Below are 15,368 nucleotides of genomic sequence, written 5' to 3'. Positions count from 1 at the left end.
GACCTTTTACCTATCTAATATCTCTTTCTACAGTTAAATCAATTTCATTATTTTGAATTCTTTTTGCCAGGTCCTTTACTTTTTCTTCAATTATTTTTGCAGTTTTTATAAACTCTTCATCACTCTTTCCTGATGGATCGTCTAAGCCCCAATCTTCCATATGTCTTGAAGGCAGGAATGGACAAACTACATTACAGCCCATCTTTACAACAATGTCTACCTCTGGAATATCAGTAAGAAGTTTAGACTTTTGTGTTTCATTCATATCTACATTATAAAGTTCCTTTATTATTCTTACTGCATCTTGATTTATCTGAGGTCTTAATTCTGTTCCTGCTGAATAGGACTCAAATACCTCTGAAGCAAACATCTTTCCTAGTGCCTCAGCCATTTGGGATCTACAAGAATTGTGTACACATATAAATGCTACTTTTGGTTTCATAAATAATCATCCTCCTAGTATTCCTTATACTGCACGTAAGGATTATTAATCCTTACGCTCCGTTATTTTCTTATTTATATTTAAATATCAAAACAAACCTTACCATCTTTTAAGTCATCACAACTTAACTTACTGTCTTTGTACTTCTTTAGTCTTTCATAGTCAATACTGCACTGCTTTAGCTTCATTGCATGTTCCTCAATAATTTCTTTTAAGAAAGGGAACTCTTTTATAGTATCTTCATTTAACTTATAATATACGTATTTAGCCACCTTATAGTAATCTACTATCTTTGAGGTAGTTAATTTATTTAAGTGCCTTGAAGCATTAGACTGGTTAATATCTAATAGAACTTCTAGTTCGCACACACATAAATCACCGTCTTTAAGTAAATTCAATATTCTCATACGTGTTTCATCTGATAATGCCTTCATCACTTGTATTAAATCCAATATGTTCACCTCCTGTTGTATCATTTAATATTAAATATGAATTTATACACGGATAAATTATCATATTCGCTTATAATCATATGATATTCTATATATGTATTATTGTCAACAAATTACACAACTATATATGTTAAATAAATTTAACATTAATAATCAATAATAAATCAGATTTTTTATTCAATCCTATTAACTACTATCACATATATGAGTGTATGTGAATATGATACTATTATGAACATAAGAAATATATAAATTCCTGCTATAAAAAAGGAGGTATACTTAAATGAGTAAAAAACACCATCATCATGAAGTTGGCTTTTTTGATGATTTTGGAATTGGAGGTACAAAACCAACATTGCCAAGTATTATTATCTTAATACTAATAATTCTTCAATTTAATGGAGGAAAGTTTGGCGGAGATGGCAATTTAGCGGGCTTTAATGGAATTGACAATGGTATACTATTTATAATTGCTATATTCTATTTGAGTTGCTGCAACACTTGTAAGACAACTTGTTAATACTGCTAACTTTATAATCTAATTGGGCTTTGGTTTAAAAAAGACTTTAATGCTCCCCCTTGCATTAAAGTCTTTTACTTTCTAATAATTCTTTACACTCTTTCAACTGCTCGCAGCTCATGCCACTTTCTTTATAGCATGTTAATTTTTCCATATCTTTTTGACACTGTTCTATTTTACTTAGTTCTGTGTCAATTAAACTCTTAATAAAAGGATATTCACCTAAAATACTTTGATTTAATTTATAAAATACCCATTGTGCTTTCTTACCAAAGATAACAATCTTTAAATTAAATAATTTAGTTAAATGTCTTGATACGTTTGATTGGCTCATTCCTAATATATGCTCAATTTCTCCTACACAAAGCTCCGCATCATTAAGTATATTTAAAATCCTTATTCTGTTTTCATCCCCTAGTGCTTTAAGAATTTGAACTAACTCCAAAACCTCACCCCCCCTAGGATTATATTCAGTTATAATCGGCAGTATTCTTTGCTAATACAAATTCCACTACAATTTTAGTTTTATGTGTAGTGGAATTCTATTCTAATATATCAAATTATTAAGTTTTTCACCCTTAACTTCTTCTGGCATCCATTCTATAATTGCTAAATTTCCCTTTGATATTTCACTTACCTTATTAATCCACTGCACTTCATTGCTCGCTTTTACCTTTAGTATGGCATTAGTTGTATTAGCTGCGTAGAAGCTTGAATTAATAACCCACCATTTACTGTGAATACCCGCTCTATCTAAGTCCTTTTGAAGTCTCATAGCTTCATAAACAGGAGTTGTTTCTGCAAGAGTTACAATGATAACCTCTGTTTCACCCTCGTTTTTAAGCCTTGGTAAAAGCTTTTTAACCGAACTTGGTACATCTCCTGAGGAACGTTCAATTTCCTTATTATAGCTTTGAGTGGAATCTAATAAAAGTAAAGTATGCCCTGTTGGGGCTGTATCTATAACTACAACTTCATTTTCTGATTTTTCTACTATTTCAGCAAAAGCTCTAAATACTGCAATTTCTTGTGTGCAAGGAGATCTTAAGTCTTCTTCAACGTATGCAATATCATCCTCACTCATTGTTTCCCTTGCTTTACTCAATACTTCTTCCCTATACTTTTCAAGCTCTTTCTTTTCATCAATGTTACTTAAAGTTATACCATAGCTTTCATCCAGTACAAACTTTAAATGCGCTGCTGGATCAGTAGTCGTTAAATGCACTTTTTTCCCTTTTTTAGCCAAACCTAGTGCTATAGCTGCAGCTATAGTTGTTTTACCAACTCCACCCTTACCCATTGTGAAGATTACCTTCTTATTGCTGTTATATAAGTCCTCTATAACAGTTTTTAGTTTAGGAATACTTTCTGTATTTAAAGTTTCACTATGAAATTTAATATTACTATCTTTTAAAAATGCTCTAACATTTTCAATACCTGTTACATTGTAGGGTCTAAGTGGTATTTCAAAAGTTTCAATATTTTTTAGTCCTTCCGTCATTTGCTCCATTGCCTTTTGCTGCTTATCATAAATAGTAGTAGAAAGCTTATCATCATGCTCTTTAAGTACTCCATTTACAACTAAAACCTGATTATTTACTCCTATATCCTGAAGTTCTTTAGATGCTCTTTCAGCTTCCTTTAATGGTGATTGCTCAGGCCTGGATACTAATATGAGCGTAGTTTTTTCTTTATCAGCTAAATTGCTGACTGCATTTTTATAAATTTCTTTTTTATCTTCTAGCCCTGAGAGCTGTCCAAGGCAGGATGCTCCATGAGTACTTTCACTAATAAAGTTACTCCAGGCAGAAGGAAGCTGAAGCATTCTAAGAGTATGACCTGTTGGGGCTGTATCAAAAATAATATGGTCATACTCTTCTGCTGTTTTTTCATCAGTGATGAAGGTTGAAAACTCATTAAAAGCAGCTATCTCAACAGTACAGGAGCCAGAAAGCTGCTCCTCCATATTTTTAATAACAACATCTGGCAGTTTACCTCTAAAGGGTCCCACAACACTTTCCCTATACTCTGCAGCAGCCTCCTCTGGATTAAAATTAGCAACTACTAAATTTGGTACTTCTTTTATAGCCACACCCTTATTGTTCAAATCAATATTAAATACATCTTGCAGATTTGAAGCAGGATCAGTACTTATTAGCATAATCTTTTTGCCTTCATCAGCTAAGTTTACCGCAACTGCACAGGCTGTTGAGGTCTTTCCTACTCCGCCTTTTCCTGTGAAAAATAGGTATTTTGTTAAGTTTATATCTGAAATATCAAAGTTCTTAAACATTAATATCCCTCCTGCATTCCTTATACTGCCACTATAGATTATTAATCTTCCTGCCTTCTTTGTATTTTAGCAGCATCCGTCTCCACATCCACAGCTTTTAACTTTAGCAGCAGCTGGTTTTTTTATAGTAACTTTCAAAAAATCCTCTGGTAAATCTAATAATTTCAATAATTCTTCATTTGTTGGATAAGATTTGGTTTTAACTACTTCACCATCAACAATGGTAATTGGCAACACATCTATACCTTCTTTTAAAAGCATTGAATTAACAACCTTAGTATCAACAAATATTTGAGGGTTGTTAGTAAGATTGTGTCTTTCAACTTCTATGCCTTTGCTCTTTAGGTTGTTTAAAACTGTAGAAATTCTTAATAAGTCTTTATCCACTGATGGTCCACAAACTCCTGTTGAACAGCACATAGCTGGATCAAAAATAATCATTTTTTTCATTATAGTTCACTCCTCATAATTATTATCTACAATTACACTTTGATTTATCTTTACAGATACATTCATTTGTATCTGTTACAAGATTCATAAGGAATATAATTAACTTGTTACAATTAGAGCTATTAAGAGAATAATAGCTCCATAAACCTTCTTTTCTGCAGTTAACTAGACCGCAGTCCATTAATACTTTCATATGGTGAGAAAGTGTTGGTTGGGTAAAGTCAAAGTGTTCTAATATATCACAAGCACATTTCTCTCCACAGGATAAAATATCAATTATTTTTAATCTATTAGGGTCTGATATTGCTTTAATAATTTTTGAATTTTCCTCATAACTTTGACTCATTTAATCACTCCTGTATTATTGTCCTTTAAACCTCATACATAGATATCCGTCTATATAAAGAATAGATGGATATCTATGTATTGTCAATATACCTCCTCAAACTTAACATATAGTTAATATTTATATATATTTTCTTCTATATAGTGTTATTATATACGCAAAAAACATACTTGTTACTGCATTATCTAATTAATAAAAATCAAATTTTTATTTTTTAAACACTATACATTAATAGATATATTATCTATATTCGCACCACTAATTATAATCTTTATTTATTCAAATAAAACAAAAGAGCCGCTAAGTTTTACCTAAAGCAACTCTTCTAAATTTAAATTTAAAGTAGTTTTTCCATAATAGTTATATTTACAAACTTGCCATCAAGAATGCCTTGATTTTCATAGGTCCCAACTTCTCTAAATCCCAATGTTTTATACAGTCTTTTGCCTGCATTATTAAACTCAAATGTACTTAAAACTAACTTATGAAAATCTTGCTTCTTGGCAATATCAAGTAAATCTGCAAGCAAAATCTTTCCTAAGCCCTTTCCTCTCATGTCTCTTTCTATATATATTGAAAGGTCACCCACTCCACTATAAGCACATCTAGAATTAAATATATTTATGGAAGCCCATCCCCTAACTATACCTTGGCTATCCTCTATAACTATAACTTTGTATCTTTCGCCCCTGCTATTTAGCCACTCTTCCATTTCAGCATTGTCTCTTAATCTAGTTTCCAAAGTAGCAATTCTATCCTCGATACCTTGATTATATATTTTTGTTATATATGGAATGTCTAAAAGTTTTGCTTCTCTTACTACATAATCCATAAGTGTCACCTACTTATATGCTTTAACATGGGCACCTGCATACGCACCATCAAGCAAATCAGCATCAATTTTACTGTATACATCACCTAAGTTCTTTTGTTTTGCTATGTCCTCAATAATTTCCTTAGTATATAAATTTACTGGTGTAATCTCAACTTCCATAAACCCAACCTTTTTAAGAATATTTTCATATATTTTAATATCCAATGCCCCTGCAATACAGCCTACCCACATTTCAGCACTTTGCCTTATATCTTCTGGAACTTCCTTTAGTTGCACTATATCTGCTATAGCAAGCCTTCCACCTTGTTTTAAAACCCTATAAGCCTCTCTTAAAGCAACCTCTTTATCTTCACATAGATTTATTACACAGTTTGAAGTTATAACATCAATAGTTTCATCCTCAAGCGGAATATCTTCAATGTAGCCTTTTATAAACTCTACATTACTTACTCCCATTTTTTCTTTATTTTTATTTGCTAGTTCCAGCATTTCATCTGTCATATCGAGGCCATATACTTTTCCTTCTCCTCCAACATATTTAGAAGATATAAAAGCATCAATTCCTCCTCCGCTTCCTAGGTCTAATACAGTTTCACCTTTTTTAAAGGCTGCTAAAACAACTGGATTTGCACAACCTAAAGATGCATTCACAGCCTCCTCTGGCAGTCCCTCTAAGTATTCTTTTGTATAAATATTTGAGTTATCACTTACGCTACCACAACAAGCAGATCCACATCCACAGGAAACCTTTGAATTGCTGCTTACCTTCTTAGCAATGCCACCATAGTAAGATTTAACTTTTCCTTTAATATTTTTATCCATGATTTAATCCCCTTTCATCAACAACATTTATTTTGCTTTGCAGCATTAATTATTAATTGCAAACTCTCTAATACCTGTTCTCTCTTTCCGTCAGGAATAGATGAAAATATACTCTGATAATACTTCTCCATACTCCTTTCAATATTATTAAATATCCTAACTCCTTCATCTGTTAATTTAATTGACACATACCGTCTATCTTCAGGATGTAATTCTCTAATTGCTAAGCCTGAATCTACTAATTTATTAATAGTTCTGCTCATGGTACTTTTATCTAATGCTAATAATTCAGCCAATTCATTAAGAGATATGTCATTTGTTCTTCCTATCTCAACAATTGCATGGCATTGAGAAACTGTCGTTCCACAGCATGTTGCTTCACTTTCTTCTAGTATTCCTAAGTTCCTGACAAGAACTCTAATTAATTCTCTTAAATAGTGACTTTCTTTGTTATCCATTTTACCACCTCTAATTTAATTGTAATTCAAAACTGTTGCATATTGCAACTGTTTTATATATAAATATTTCGACATTACTGAACTATAGCAAGGAAAACAAGAATCATATGAACACATACTTTTTTAAGCAAAAATATAAGGCGAAGCAATCCAAAAACATGGCTACTTTGCCTTATCTCTATTTAAATATACTATTTTTGCCTGTATAATTTTGCAATGTATCTTTTTTTATCTATAATATTAATTAAAGTATAAGCTATACATAGTACACCATCATTTCTATGATAAACTTCTTCATCTTCCTTGGACATATCTTCATCATTCTTAAAGTTATTGTATTTCTTATCTAGATCACTTATAACCTCATTGGATAGCCTTATTATTTTCTTCAACCATTTTTTCAAGACCTTTCTGTCAGTCTCCTCTGTTTCCTCAAGTAAGTTAACAAATTCATCAATTAACTGCTTATGTCCATTATTATGAACCAGCAGCCACTTAGTATCTAATCCTTCCTGAGTTAATTCATAGCTTTCTTTCTGATGTATGACATCCAATCTTCTGCATTGTTCAATTAAAAAGTTTTTATTCAACTTATCATCCCCTAACTATTAACACCTCTGAGTGCATTATATATAATAGGCAGCATAGTAGCTTTAAAGAATTCTAGCTTTTCTTTGTCCTTTAGCATTTCAGTATAAAACTCGTTGCTATTCTTAAAGCCATTAACTAATATTTTGCTAAACAAATCATTATAGATATGACCGAATATTTCCATACCATTATTTTTTGCAAAGTTAACAATTGTTTTGTCATTTTTAAAATCATCTATGATTTGCTCCATTACCTTGTCTACTCCAGCGAATTGGGTGCCAAAGCGTTCATTGATTTTTTTGATTATTTCACTTAGAGTATCTTTCTTTTGCGGCTTTGCTCCTCCTGCGTGTTCTGCTCCATAAACTGTTCCTTCACTTTCTTTAACAAGTTCTATTTGTCCTTGATAGCTCTTTTGAAGCTTGTAATAGTCCATAGAGATTTTACCTTCTAAATCAATATCTTCTTCTCTTTTGCTAGGTAATACTTTAAGAAGAAATTTTACATAGGTATAAAATTCATGTAATTCTTTATCATACATTCTCACTACCTGAGTAATAAAAGCATATAGTCTTACAAATGATGAAAGTGAAGATTTAAATTCCTTTTGAGCTAGCTCTTCTAGATCTAAATATCTATCCATGGCTGGTTTTAATAAACCTGATACTTTTCCTAAATCATCTTTTACAGTACGCTTACTAAAGAATACCTTAGCAAAGCTTTCTACCTCTTCTTGTGTATATACATGTTTTTGATCCAGCAAATGTTTTATATCATAAAGCATATTAGGATTAGTTTCTTTTTCAAGAACTGTGCTTTCATAGAAGGGCTGAAATGCCTTTTGAATATCTTCAGCACTATTTACAAAGTCTAACACAAAGGTATCTTCTTTTCCCTCACAAGTACGATTCAACCTTGAAAGTGTCTGCACTGCCTTTACATCGCTAAGCTTCTTATCCACGAACATAGTATGAAGTAATGGTTCATCAAAGCCAGTTTGATATTTCTCAGCGACAATTAGAAAATGAAAATCATCAGTTTTAAATACTTCCTTTAATTCACTTTCTTTTACATAATTACCTTTATATTGATTCATCTTTTCTTCTGTTTTAGGCACTCCATTATCATCAACTTCTCCAGAAAAAGCAACTAATACATCTAAGTCATTGTACCCTTTTGATTTTATGTAGTTTTTAAATTCCTCGCAGTATCTCACTGCATGTAGACGTGATGCTGTTACTACCATAGCTTTTGCTCTTCCTGAAAGCTTATGCCTTGTAACTTCTCTAAACTGCTCTATCATAATAGCTGTCTTCTGTGCTAAATTGTGTGGATGCAGCGATTGATATCTCCTTATAGCTTTAAGCCCTTGTGCTGAATTAAGCTCTGGGTCATCAGGTATGTTTTTTACTATATTAAAATACATATTATAAGTCATATAGTTTTCCAAAACGTCTAAAATAAATTTTTCCTCAATAGCCTGACGCATAGAGTAGATATGAAAAGCTCTATACTTGCCATCCTTACCTCTCTCGCCAAACATCTGTAATGTCTTAGCCTTTGGTGTTGCTGTGAAGGCAAAGAAAGAAAGATTAGGATGTACACCTTGTGAAACTAATTCCTTTACAATCTCATCTTGTGGATCTAGTTTATTTTCCTCAAAGCTTTCTTCTATTCTTGCATATTCCTCTAAAGCATCACCAATATCAGCAAGTGCTACCTTCAATTTAGTCGCTGCTTGGCCTGTCTGTGAAGAGTGAGCTTCATCAACTATAATAGCAAAGTTTTGTCCTTCCACTTTCTTAACTTCTCCATATATTAAAGGGAACTTTTGCAATGTAGTTATAATGATTTTCTTTCCACTATTTATTGCACTTAGAAGCTGCTTTGAATTTTCATCAATCTTTTCTACAACTCCAGCCACATGATCAAACTGATAAATTGTTTCCTGCAGTTGGCTGTCCAATATTTTTCTATCCGTTATAACTATAACCGATGAAAATACAGCTTTGTTTTCCGCATTATGTAGTCCTGAGAGTCTATGAGCAAGCCATGCTATGGAGTTACTCTTTCCACTGCCTGCACTGTGCTGAATTAAATAATTTTTACCTGCACCATTTTCATAAACGTCACTAAGAAGCTTTCTAACAACATCTATTTGGTGATATCTTGGAAAAATTATTTTTACCTTTCTGGTTACCTTATCCACTTCTTTATGTATAAATTTGTGGAGAATTTCGAGCAAACTGTCAGGAGCTAATATATTCTTAAAAAGGTACTCTGTATCAAAACCTTCTTGGTTAATTGGATTACCCTTTCCTCCTATATTGCCTGCACCTTCTGAGCCTTGGTTAAATGGTAGAAAGAATGTCTTATCACCTTTTAACTCAGTTGTCATAAATACAAGATAAGGATCAACAGCAAAGTTTACAAGAGCACGTCTATTGAAACCAAAAACAGGCTCATTTGGGTTCCTGTCTGCCTTATACTGCTGAATTGCATTATCCACATTTTGACCTGTCATCGCATTTTTAAGCTCAATTGTTACAACTGGAATACCATTTATAAAGAGCACAACATCGATGCTATTTTCATTATGCACAGAATAGTGAAGCTGCCTTGTTACGTGAAAAATATTTTTACTGTATTTATCTATCAAATCTTCATTCAAGCTTGTTTCAGGCTTGAAGTATACTAATCTAAATTTAACTCCTCTATCAATAAATCCTTGCCTTAAGACATGTATAAGACCTTTATCTTTAGAATTTATATCTTTTGTCAATCTATCAAGAAAAGCCCTCTCTGCATTTCCTGGATAGTTACTTTCATGGCGTTGCCATTCCTTAGGCTGTGTGGCTTTTATAAAAGAAAATAATGTTTTTGTATCTAATGCGAGTTCCCTGTTATAATCAAAAGTATTTCCCTTTATATATCCCTGCTCCATCAAACATTCCTCTACAAAATCCTCAAAATCTTTTTCTTTGTAATTAATCACCCTAAGCTCCCCCTCTTTAACCCTATCTAAACCCAATCTGCTTAGAAATATTGTTCATTATTTTGGTATTAATATCACGCAAATTTTGTATTGTCCTCGTATCTATGTTCATAATATCAATCATTTGAGTTTCATTTAATTTAATATTAAGTTTTTCTTCAATCTTCTTTATCATCTGGTTTTTCTTATAACTTATATAATTTTGTTTATCCTCTTGACTAAGTGGATTTAACTGACACATAAAGTTAAAGCGAGACATAAGTTCTGGAGAAATTGTTTTGCTTACATCTTGCTTTTTTATATTTGATGTAAATACAATTAAATATTTATTTAAATCGAACTCTCTTCCTAAAGAATCCGTAAAATTTCCATCTTCCAATAACTCTAAGAAAAAATTAAATACAGGCTTACTTGCTTTTTCAAACTCATCAATTAATATTATCTTAGATTTGCTTCTAAGTATTTTTTCAGATAACTCTCCTTTATTGCTGCCAACATATCCTCTTGGACTTCCTATTAAGCTGCTTAGTGCATTTTCATCACTGTAATTACCAAAGTTTATCTTAATCATCTTTTCAGTAGGTGTTAAATAGTTATGTAATAATCTGGCTATCTCAGTTTTCCCAATTCCAGATTCACCACAGATGAATACAGAAAATATTGGTTGCTCTCCTATTTTATTAAAAAGCCTATACTTTATTAATTCCTCTTTAAGACGTTTCTTAAAATTATCATTACCAAATAAATTACTATTTAAATGATGAATCATGCTATTAAACATAGCTTCATCTATATCAACTACGTTATTTATTGATTCATGAGGCATTCCAAGCAATATTTCTAGTTTTTGTATTTCGGAAATCCTCAAATATAATGTATTCTTAATTATTTCGCTATATCTTTTATCAACTATTATGTAGATATCACATTCATAATTTTCTAGTGTTATATTTAAAAATGGAACAATTAATCCAATTAGATTTTCTGCCCTATCTTCGTTAAAAAGCAGCGATGAAATATCTATATATACAGCCTCTGTACCTGCTGAGAACTCAACTTTATCTTCATTGCCCTTTTTATTAAAGATTGCCCAGTCTACAATTACGCTATCTTGCTCCTCTATTAATTTCTCTATTTCCTTAAAGTTTCTCTTGTCATATTCATAAACTATTACTTTTTCCACTAACTTCACCTACTAATCAATATTGAGATCTTGGATTATTGCAATAATATCAATATAATGCACTATTTCATCTTTTTCAGCTTCATTATTTTTATTATCAATATCTCCATCTTCAATATTAGATTCTGTGTTGTTTGAAGCCATGTTATTTAGCATCATAATTTGGCTCATTTTACTGTCTATATCCTTTTTATTATGTTTTCCTCTATAAATTCCAAGAATGGTAACTGTCCCTATTTCTAAATCTGTAATGTTATATTGACTTTCCATTTCCTTATCTATTTGCATAGGTATCTTAAACGAAATTTTAGTTCCTTTATGAGTTCCGCTAAAAATATAGGCAGAGTCTTTCAAGACGGTCTGGAGAAAACTATTTACATTAACTCCCTCATACTTTATATCCTCAATCATTCCATTCATAATTGATTTAGTTGCAATAATTTCATTCATATTATCAATGCTTAATGAAACATCATCAATTTTTATTAAACTCCCTATTTTATTATTAGAAAGCTTTCCAATCTTCTTTGCCTTTTCATTTATTTGCTCAAGAATTATAGATTTCGTTATATTTACTTCCATGGTATCAATCATCTTTTTAGAATTTGTTGAAGAATGGGTGAACTTTAAACCTAGCTTTCCCATAGCTTTAGCAAAAAGACTATTTCCACCTTCACCCTGCGCTTCTGCATTAGTGTCAAAATTATTTTGTTTTTGACTTTGATTTTCTTGTTGTTTTGATTTTAAAAGAACATTGTTAATCATCATTGAAATTTCGAAAGCTTTTTCTAAATTTATATAATAAATATTGAACATCACTTCACCCCTGTCTTCATTAGTTTATCGTTGCTAATACTAACCTAAAACTTGAAAAACAGATTTCCCTAATAATTGAATTACTGAGCTATAAAACCATCCATGCTTTTCTATATTCTTGTTAAGACGCTTCATGAGACCACTATTCTTATGAATTGTTTTAGTTTCATTTATATTTCCACAGATTTCTTTAACATCTTCCAAAAGCTCATTTAATTCTTTTTTGTCATCTCCACCATGCTCATCAATTAATTTCTTTACCTGCTCTATTGAATTATCAATACTTTGAGTTGAATTTATAACATTTCCGAAAGTCACATTACTACCATGTGCATTAAATGTATCTATGTTAAAAATCTGAGCAGCATTTATTTCTTTTTGCTTTTCAAATTCCGCTTCTTGTTCAAAATATATTGTTCCATTGTAAGTTATGGATACATTATAAGGCAGGTTTTCAGCCCACAATGGCACTGATATTAAATCTTTATTTATTAGTTCCTCTATCATTCCTCTCAGAACAACATCATCGTCATAGGATAAATCTTCAAATTTATTTTTAAAATATTCATCGAGGATATCTCTATTTTCAAGTATTTCAGCAAATAATGCTCTTACCTTTGGTGTTAATGTTCTAAACATATCTTTTCCACCTGCAAGTTTCCAATTCTGTTTTTTTTCATTAGTTTCTTTTTCACTAAAATACTTTTTAGCATAGGGAGTTAAAATAGCGATAACCTCATTAGTATAAGGCGTAGTATCCCAGTTTGTCTCTATTTCAAATCCAACAAGAATATGTAATTCTTGAAGTTCGTTCATAATATTATGGATATCTAATCTAATATGTAACGGTAGTATTTCATAATCAAATTTAGCTACAGATGTTGTACCATTTTCATGGAAGTTATCTAAAAGAATTTTAAGTAACTCTTCTTGAATATTATTTAAGCAAACCACCTTACCAACCCGCCCCCTAATTTAACATCTATTTATTCTGTAAAGTTCCTATAACGGTGTTTCCAAATAGCTCAAGTATAGAACTATAAAACCAATTGTGTTTTTCAAAATGCTTTCCTAATCTTTTTATAAATCCATTATTAGTATGTATTGATTTGGTTTCCTTGATATTTTCAGCTATTTCTTTTGCTTCTTCAAGAAGCTCCTTTAGAGCTTCTTTATCTTCCGCACCCATTTCATCTATTCTTTTCTCAATTGATTGTACTGAATTATCTATACTCTGTGTTGAACTTATAACATCACCAAACGTAACATTGCTTCCAGTTGCATTAATAGTTCCAACATTATACTGATTACTTACCCTATTATTCTGTAATTTTTCAAAATCTTTTTCCATCTCAAAATAGCTCCTTCCTTTAGGGGTAACTTGAAAATTAAAAAGGCTATATCTCATTCCCCATGAAAATTCTAGGTACCCCATTTCCTTCAAACCATCTAAATCACTTCCTAAATCTCTATCTTTTAAATTGTTATTGTCCATATACTTATTTATATTTATAATAGCTTCTTCAGTTGATACATTATATATTAACTGCATAATATCTCTTTGACGTCCATATAACTTATCGAATATCACTAACTGCTCACCTCTTAGTATTGTTGATATATTAGTTTTTTGTTACTGCTCTTTTTCAATTGGTATAATGCTAATTTGTGGGAACTTTTCTTTCCATTCTTCTAGACTACACACTTCAAAATCAGAAATTATAGTTCTAGTAAGTCTTTCATCTTTTAAATTTAACGGCAATTGTTTGTTAATCTTCTCTTTAAGCATTTTTCTTATCTTCTTATCTATCATTGGATGCTCAATTAAAAGAATATACACTATAGGTAAGTTTTTTTGATTTCCATTACATGCCCAAAATATTAAAAGGCTATCATAGTATTTCCGAGCTATCTTTTTATAAAAATCTTCAGTTTTTATCTTTTGAAATATTCTATCTGGATTAACTGCTCCTTTTATACTTGCATTCTTATATTCTATAAATAGTATTTTATTGTTAGTTTCAGCAATAAAATCCACATCACTTAGCATAGTATCACGTGTTATCTCGTGTATTTCCCAAACATAATCCGCATTTGAAAAATCAAATTTGTACTGTTTATTTTCATCAAGCAATATTTTATCTTTCATCAGCTCACTCACCAAAACTTCCTTCAATGACTTCATCTAAAAGTTTAGAATCAGCTTCAATGATTGGATTATTATTTAATTTTCCAAAATAACTTTCACTTTGAGCTTTAACACCATTTTCTGCTTTATATAAGTTGTGATATATAACTTTGTCTGAACTTCCTCGTTTTATTTCAAAATACTTAGCAAAATTATAACTATGTGTAGCTACAAAAATTTGAACTCCTTCCCTTTGAAGCTCTAGAAGAATATCTACAAGAACAGGTATTAATTCTGGATTAATATTTGCTTCTGGTTCATCCCATAGAAGAACAGTATCCTTATCTATTAATCCATTTCTAATTAATTTCCACAACAGCCCGAACTTACGTAACCCTTCAGCTTCTATGGAAAATTCTATTTTTGAGCCATCTGTTTTAATTACATAAAAAGTATCGTTCTCATATACTACTTTACCATCAATTATCTTTGAAATAATATCTAATAACTTTTGATTTAACTGTGATATCTCTCTTGTTTCTGGCAGTTCTGCATTAGTAATAATATCAACGTATGTTCTATCGAAGGGCATGTCATATTTATTATTTAATGCTAAAAATCCCTTTGAATGAGACAACATTTCTTTTGCAGGAATAAATATATCCTTTATCTTAAAGTCAATATTATTGTAGCTAGAACCATCTGCTGCTAATTTCATTCCTTCATGTTTAATAATTGCATAACTTGCATTACTATCATCAGCATAGTGAACTGACACATTGGTTTTCTTATTTTTATCCTGTCTATCTCTTACTAAGTTAATAGAATTTACTCTAAAAAATGGCTGAGATATATCAAATACATCTTTCCCCTCATAATTAACACTTTCACATACTGAATATATCAGCTTTAATAAATGGGTTTTACCTGTTCCATTATGACCGATAATAACATTTATTCCCTCTGAAGCTTCCAATTCAAAGTTATCAAATACCGTAAAATTTTGTATGCTAATTTTACTAATGTTCATTCTAAGT

Annotated in this window: 18 protein-coding genes; 1 reads left to right on the top strand and 17 read right to left on the bottom strand. The window is 31.1% G+C overall.

Annotation, left to right across the window (positions count from 1 at the left end; all coding sequences use genetic code 11):
* Positions 1 to 10: 10 nt before the first annotated feature.
* Entirely contained in the window at positions 11 to 442 is a 432-nt protein-coding gene (locus C1I91_RS14610; RefSeq protein ID WP_128213517.1) for an arsenate reductase ArsC, read from the bottom strand.
* Positions 443 to 522: 80 nt separating this feature from the next.
* Positions 523 to 894 carry an ArsR/SmtB family transcription factor gene (locus C1I91_RS14605; RefSeq protein ID WP_128213516.1) on the bottom strand — a complete coding sequence of 124 codons (372 nt, stop codon included), beginning with the start codon at positions 892 to 894 and terminating at the stop codon, positions 523 to 525.
* Positions 895 to 1,177: 283 nt separating this feature from the next.
* On the opposite strand from C1I91_RS14605, the gene C1I91_RS14600 reads away from it, so the two are divergent.
* On the top strand, positions 1,178 to 1,414 hold the full coding sequence (locus C1I91_RS14600; protein WP_128213515.1) for a hypothetical protein: 237 nt from the start codon (positions 1,178 to 1,180) through the stop codon (positions 1,412 to 1,414).
* 64 nt (positions 1,415 to 1,478) lie between these two features.
* Here C1I91_RS14600 and C1I91_RS14595 read toward each other — a convergent pair whose 3' ends face one another.
* The 15 genes from C1I91_RS14595 to C1I91_RS14525 all read right to left on the bottom strand — a co-directional run bounded on the left by C1I91_RS14595 (position 1,479) and on the right by C1I91_RS14525 (position 15,361).
* A complete protein-coding gene (locus tag C1I91_RS14595; RefSeq protein WP_128213514.1) occupies positions 1,479 to 1,859 on the bottom strand; it encodes an ArsR/SmtB family transcription factor in 381 nt (126 codons plus the stop codon).
* Positions 1,860 to 1,961: 102 nt separating this feature from the next.
* Positions 1,962 to 3,707, bottom strand: a complete 1,746-nt coding sequence (gene arsA / locus C1I91_RS14590) for an arsenical pump-driving ATPase (RefSeq protein WP_128213513.1) — start codon at positions 3,705 to 3,707, stop codon at positions 1,962 to 1,964.
* Between the two features lie 66 nt (positions 3,708 to 3,773).
* Complete coding sequence (gene arsD, locus C1I91_RS14585) at positions 3,774 to 4,157, bottom strand: arsenite efflux transporter metallochaperone ArsD (protein WP_128213512.1); 384 nt, start codon at positions 4,155 to 4,157, stop codon at positions 3,774 to 3,776.
* 22 nt (positions 4,158 to 4,179) lie between these two features.
* Complete coding sequence (locus C1I91_RS14580; protein ID WP_128213511.1) at positions 4,180 to 4,503, bottom strand: ArsR/SmtB family transcription factor; 324 nt, start codon at positions 4,501 to 4,503, stop codon at positions 4,180 to 4,182.
* Positions 4,504 to 4,840: 337 nt separating this feature from the next.
* On the bottom strand, positions 4,841 to 5,335 hold the full coding sequence (locus C1I91_RS14575) for an arsinothricin resistance N-acetyltransferase ArsN1 family A (RefSeq protein ID WP_128213510.1): 495 nt from the start codon (positions 5,333 to 5,335) through the stop codon (positions 4,841 to 4,843).
* A gap of 9 nt (positions 5,336 to 5,344) precedes the next feature.
* Positions 5,345 to 6,160: an arsenite methyltransferase gene (gene arsM, locus C1I91_RS14570; RefSeq protein ID WP_128213509.1), complete on the bottom strand. Its 816-nt coding sequence runs from the start codon at positions 6,158 to 6,160 to the stop codon at positions 5,345 to 5,347.
* Positions 6,161 to 6,177: 17 nt separating this feature from the next.
* Entirely contained in the window at positions 6,178 to 6,618 is a 441-nt protein-coding gene (locus C1I91_RS14565; protein WP_128213508.1) for a MarR family winged helix-turn-helix transcriptional regulator, read from the bottom strand.
* Positions 6,619 to 6,809: 191 nt separating this feature from the next.
* The gene (locus C1I91_RS14560) at positions 6,810 to 7,208 is read right to left on the bottom strand and encodes a transporter (protein ID WP_128213507.1); all 399 of its coding nucleotides are present in this window, start codon (positions 7,206 to 7,208) and stop codon (positions 6,810 to 6,812) included.
* A gap of 11 nt (positions 7,209 to 7,219) precedes the next feature.
* Positions 7,220 to 10,204 carry a type I restriction endonuclease subunit R gene (locus C1I91_RS14555; RefSeq protein ID WP_238475786.1) on the bottom strand — a complete coding sequence of 995 codons (2,985 nt, stop codon included), beginning with the start codon at positions 10,202 to 10,204 and terminating at the stop codon, positions 7,220 to 7,222.
* A 22-nt stretch (positions 10,205 to 10,226) separates the two neighbouring features.
* On the bottom strand, positions 10,227 to 11,387 hold the full coding sequence (locus tag C1I91_RS14550) for an AAA family ATPase (RefSeq protein WP_128213506.1): 1,161 nt from the start codon (positions 11,385 to 11,387) through the stop codon (positions 10,227 to 10,229).
* 12 nt (positions 11,388 to 11,399) lie between these two features.
* Complete coding sequence (locus C1I91_RS14545; RefSeq protein WP_128213505.1) at positions 11,400 to 12,203, bottom strand: hypothetical protein; 804 nt, start codon at positions 12,201 to 12,203, stop codon at positions 11,400 to 11,402.
* Positions 12,204 to 12,242: 39 nt separating this feature from the next.
* Positions 12,243 to 13,157, bottom strand: coding sequence for a hypothetical protein (locus C1I91_RS14540; RefSeq protein ID WP_128213504.1), 915 nt, complete (start codon positions 13,155 to 13,157; stop codon positions 12,243 to 12,245).
* Between the two features lie 28 nt (positions 13,158 to 13,185).
* The gene (locus tag C1I91_RS14535) at positions 13,186 to 13,794 is read right to left on the bottom strand and encodes a hypothetical protein (RefSeq protein WP_128213503.1); all 609 of its coding nucleotides are present in this window, start codon (positions 13,792 to 13,794) and stop codon (positions 13,186 to 13,188) included.
* Positions 13,795 to 13,836: 42 nt separating this feature from the next.
* Positions 13,837 to 14,352: a hypothetical protein gene (locus C1I91_RS14530; protein WP_128213502.1), complete on the bottom strand. Its 516-nt coding sequence runs from the start codon at positions 14,350 to 14,352 to the stop codon at positions 13,837 to 13,839.
* A gap of 4 nt (positions 14,353 to 14,356) precedes the next feature.
* Positions 14,357 to 15,361 carry an AAA family ATPase gene (locus C1I91_RS14525; protein WP_128213501.1) on the bottom strand — a complete coding sequence of 335 codons (1,005 nt, stop codon included), beginning with the start codon at positions 15,359 to 15,361 and terminating at the stop codon, positions 14,357 to 14,359.
* Between the last annotated feature and the right edge of the window lie 7 nt (positions 15,362 to 15,368).

Origin of the sequence: Clostridium manihotivorum, from assembly GCF_004015185.1 — a bacterium.
In the GTDB taxonomy this organism is placed as follows: Bacteria; Bacillota; Clostridia; order Clostridiales; family Clostridiaceae; genus Clostridium_AR; species Clostridium_AR manihotivorum.
Note: the sequence above shows the minus strand (reverse complement) of the source record. Positions and strands in the feature narration are given on the sequence as shown.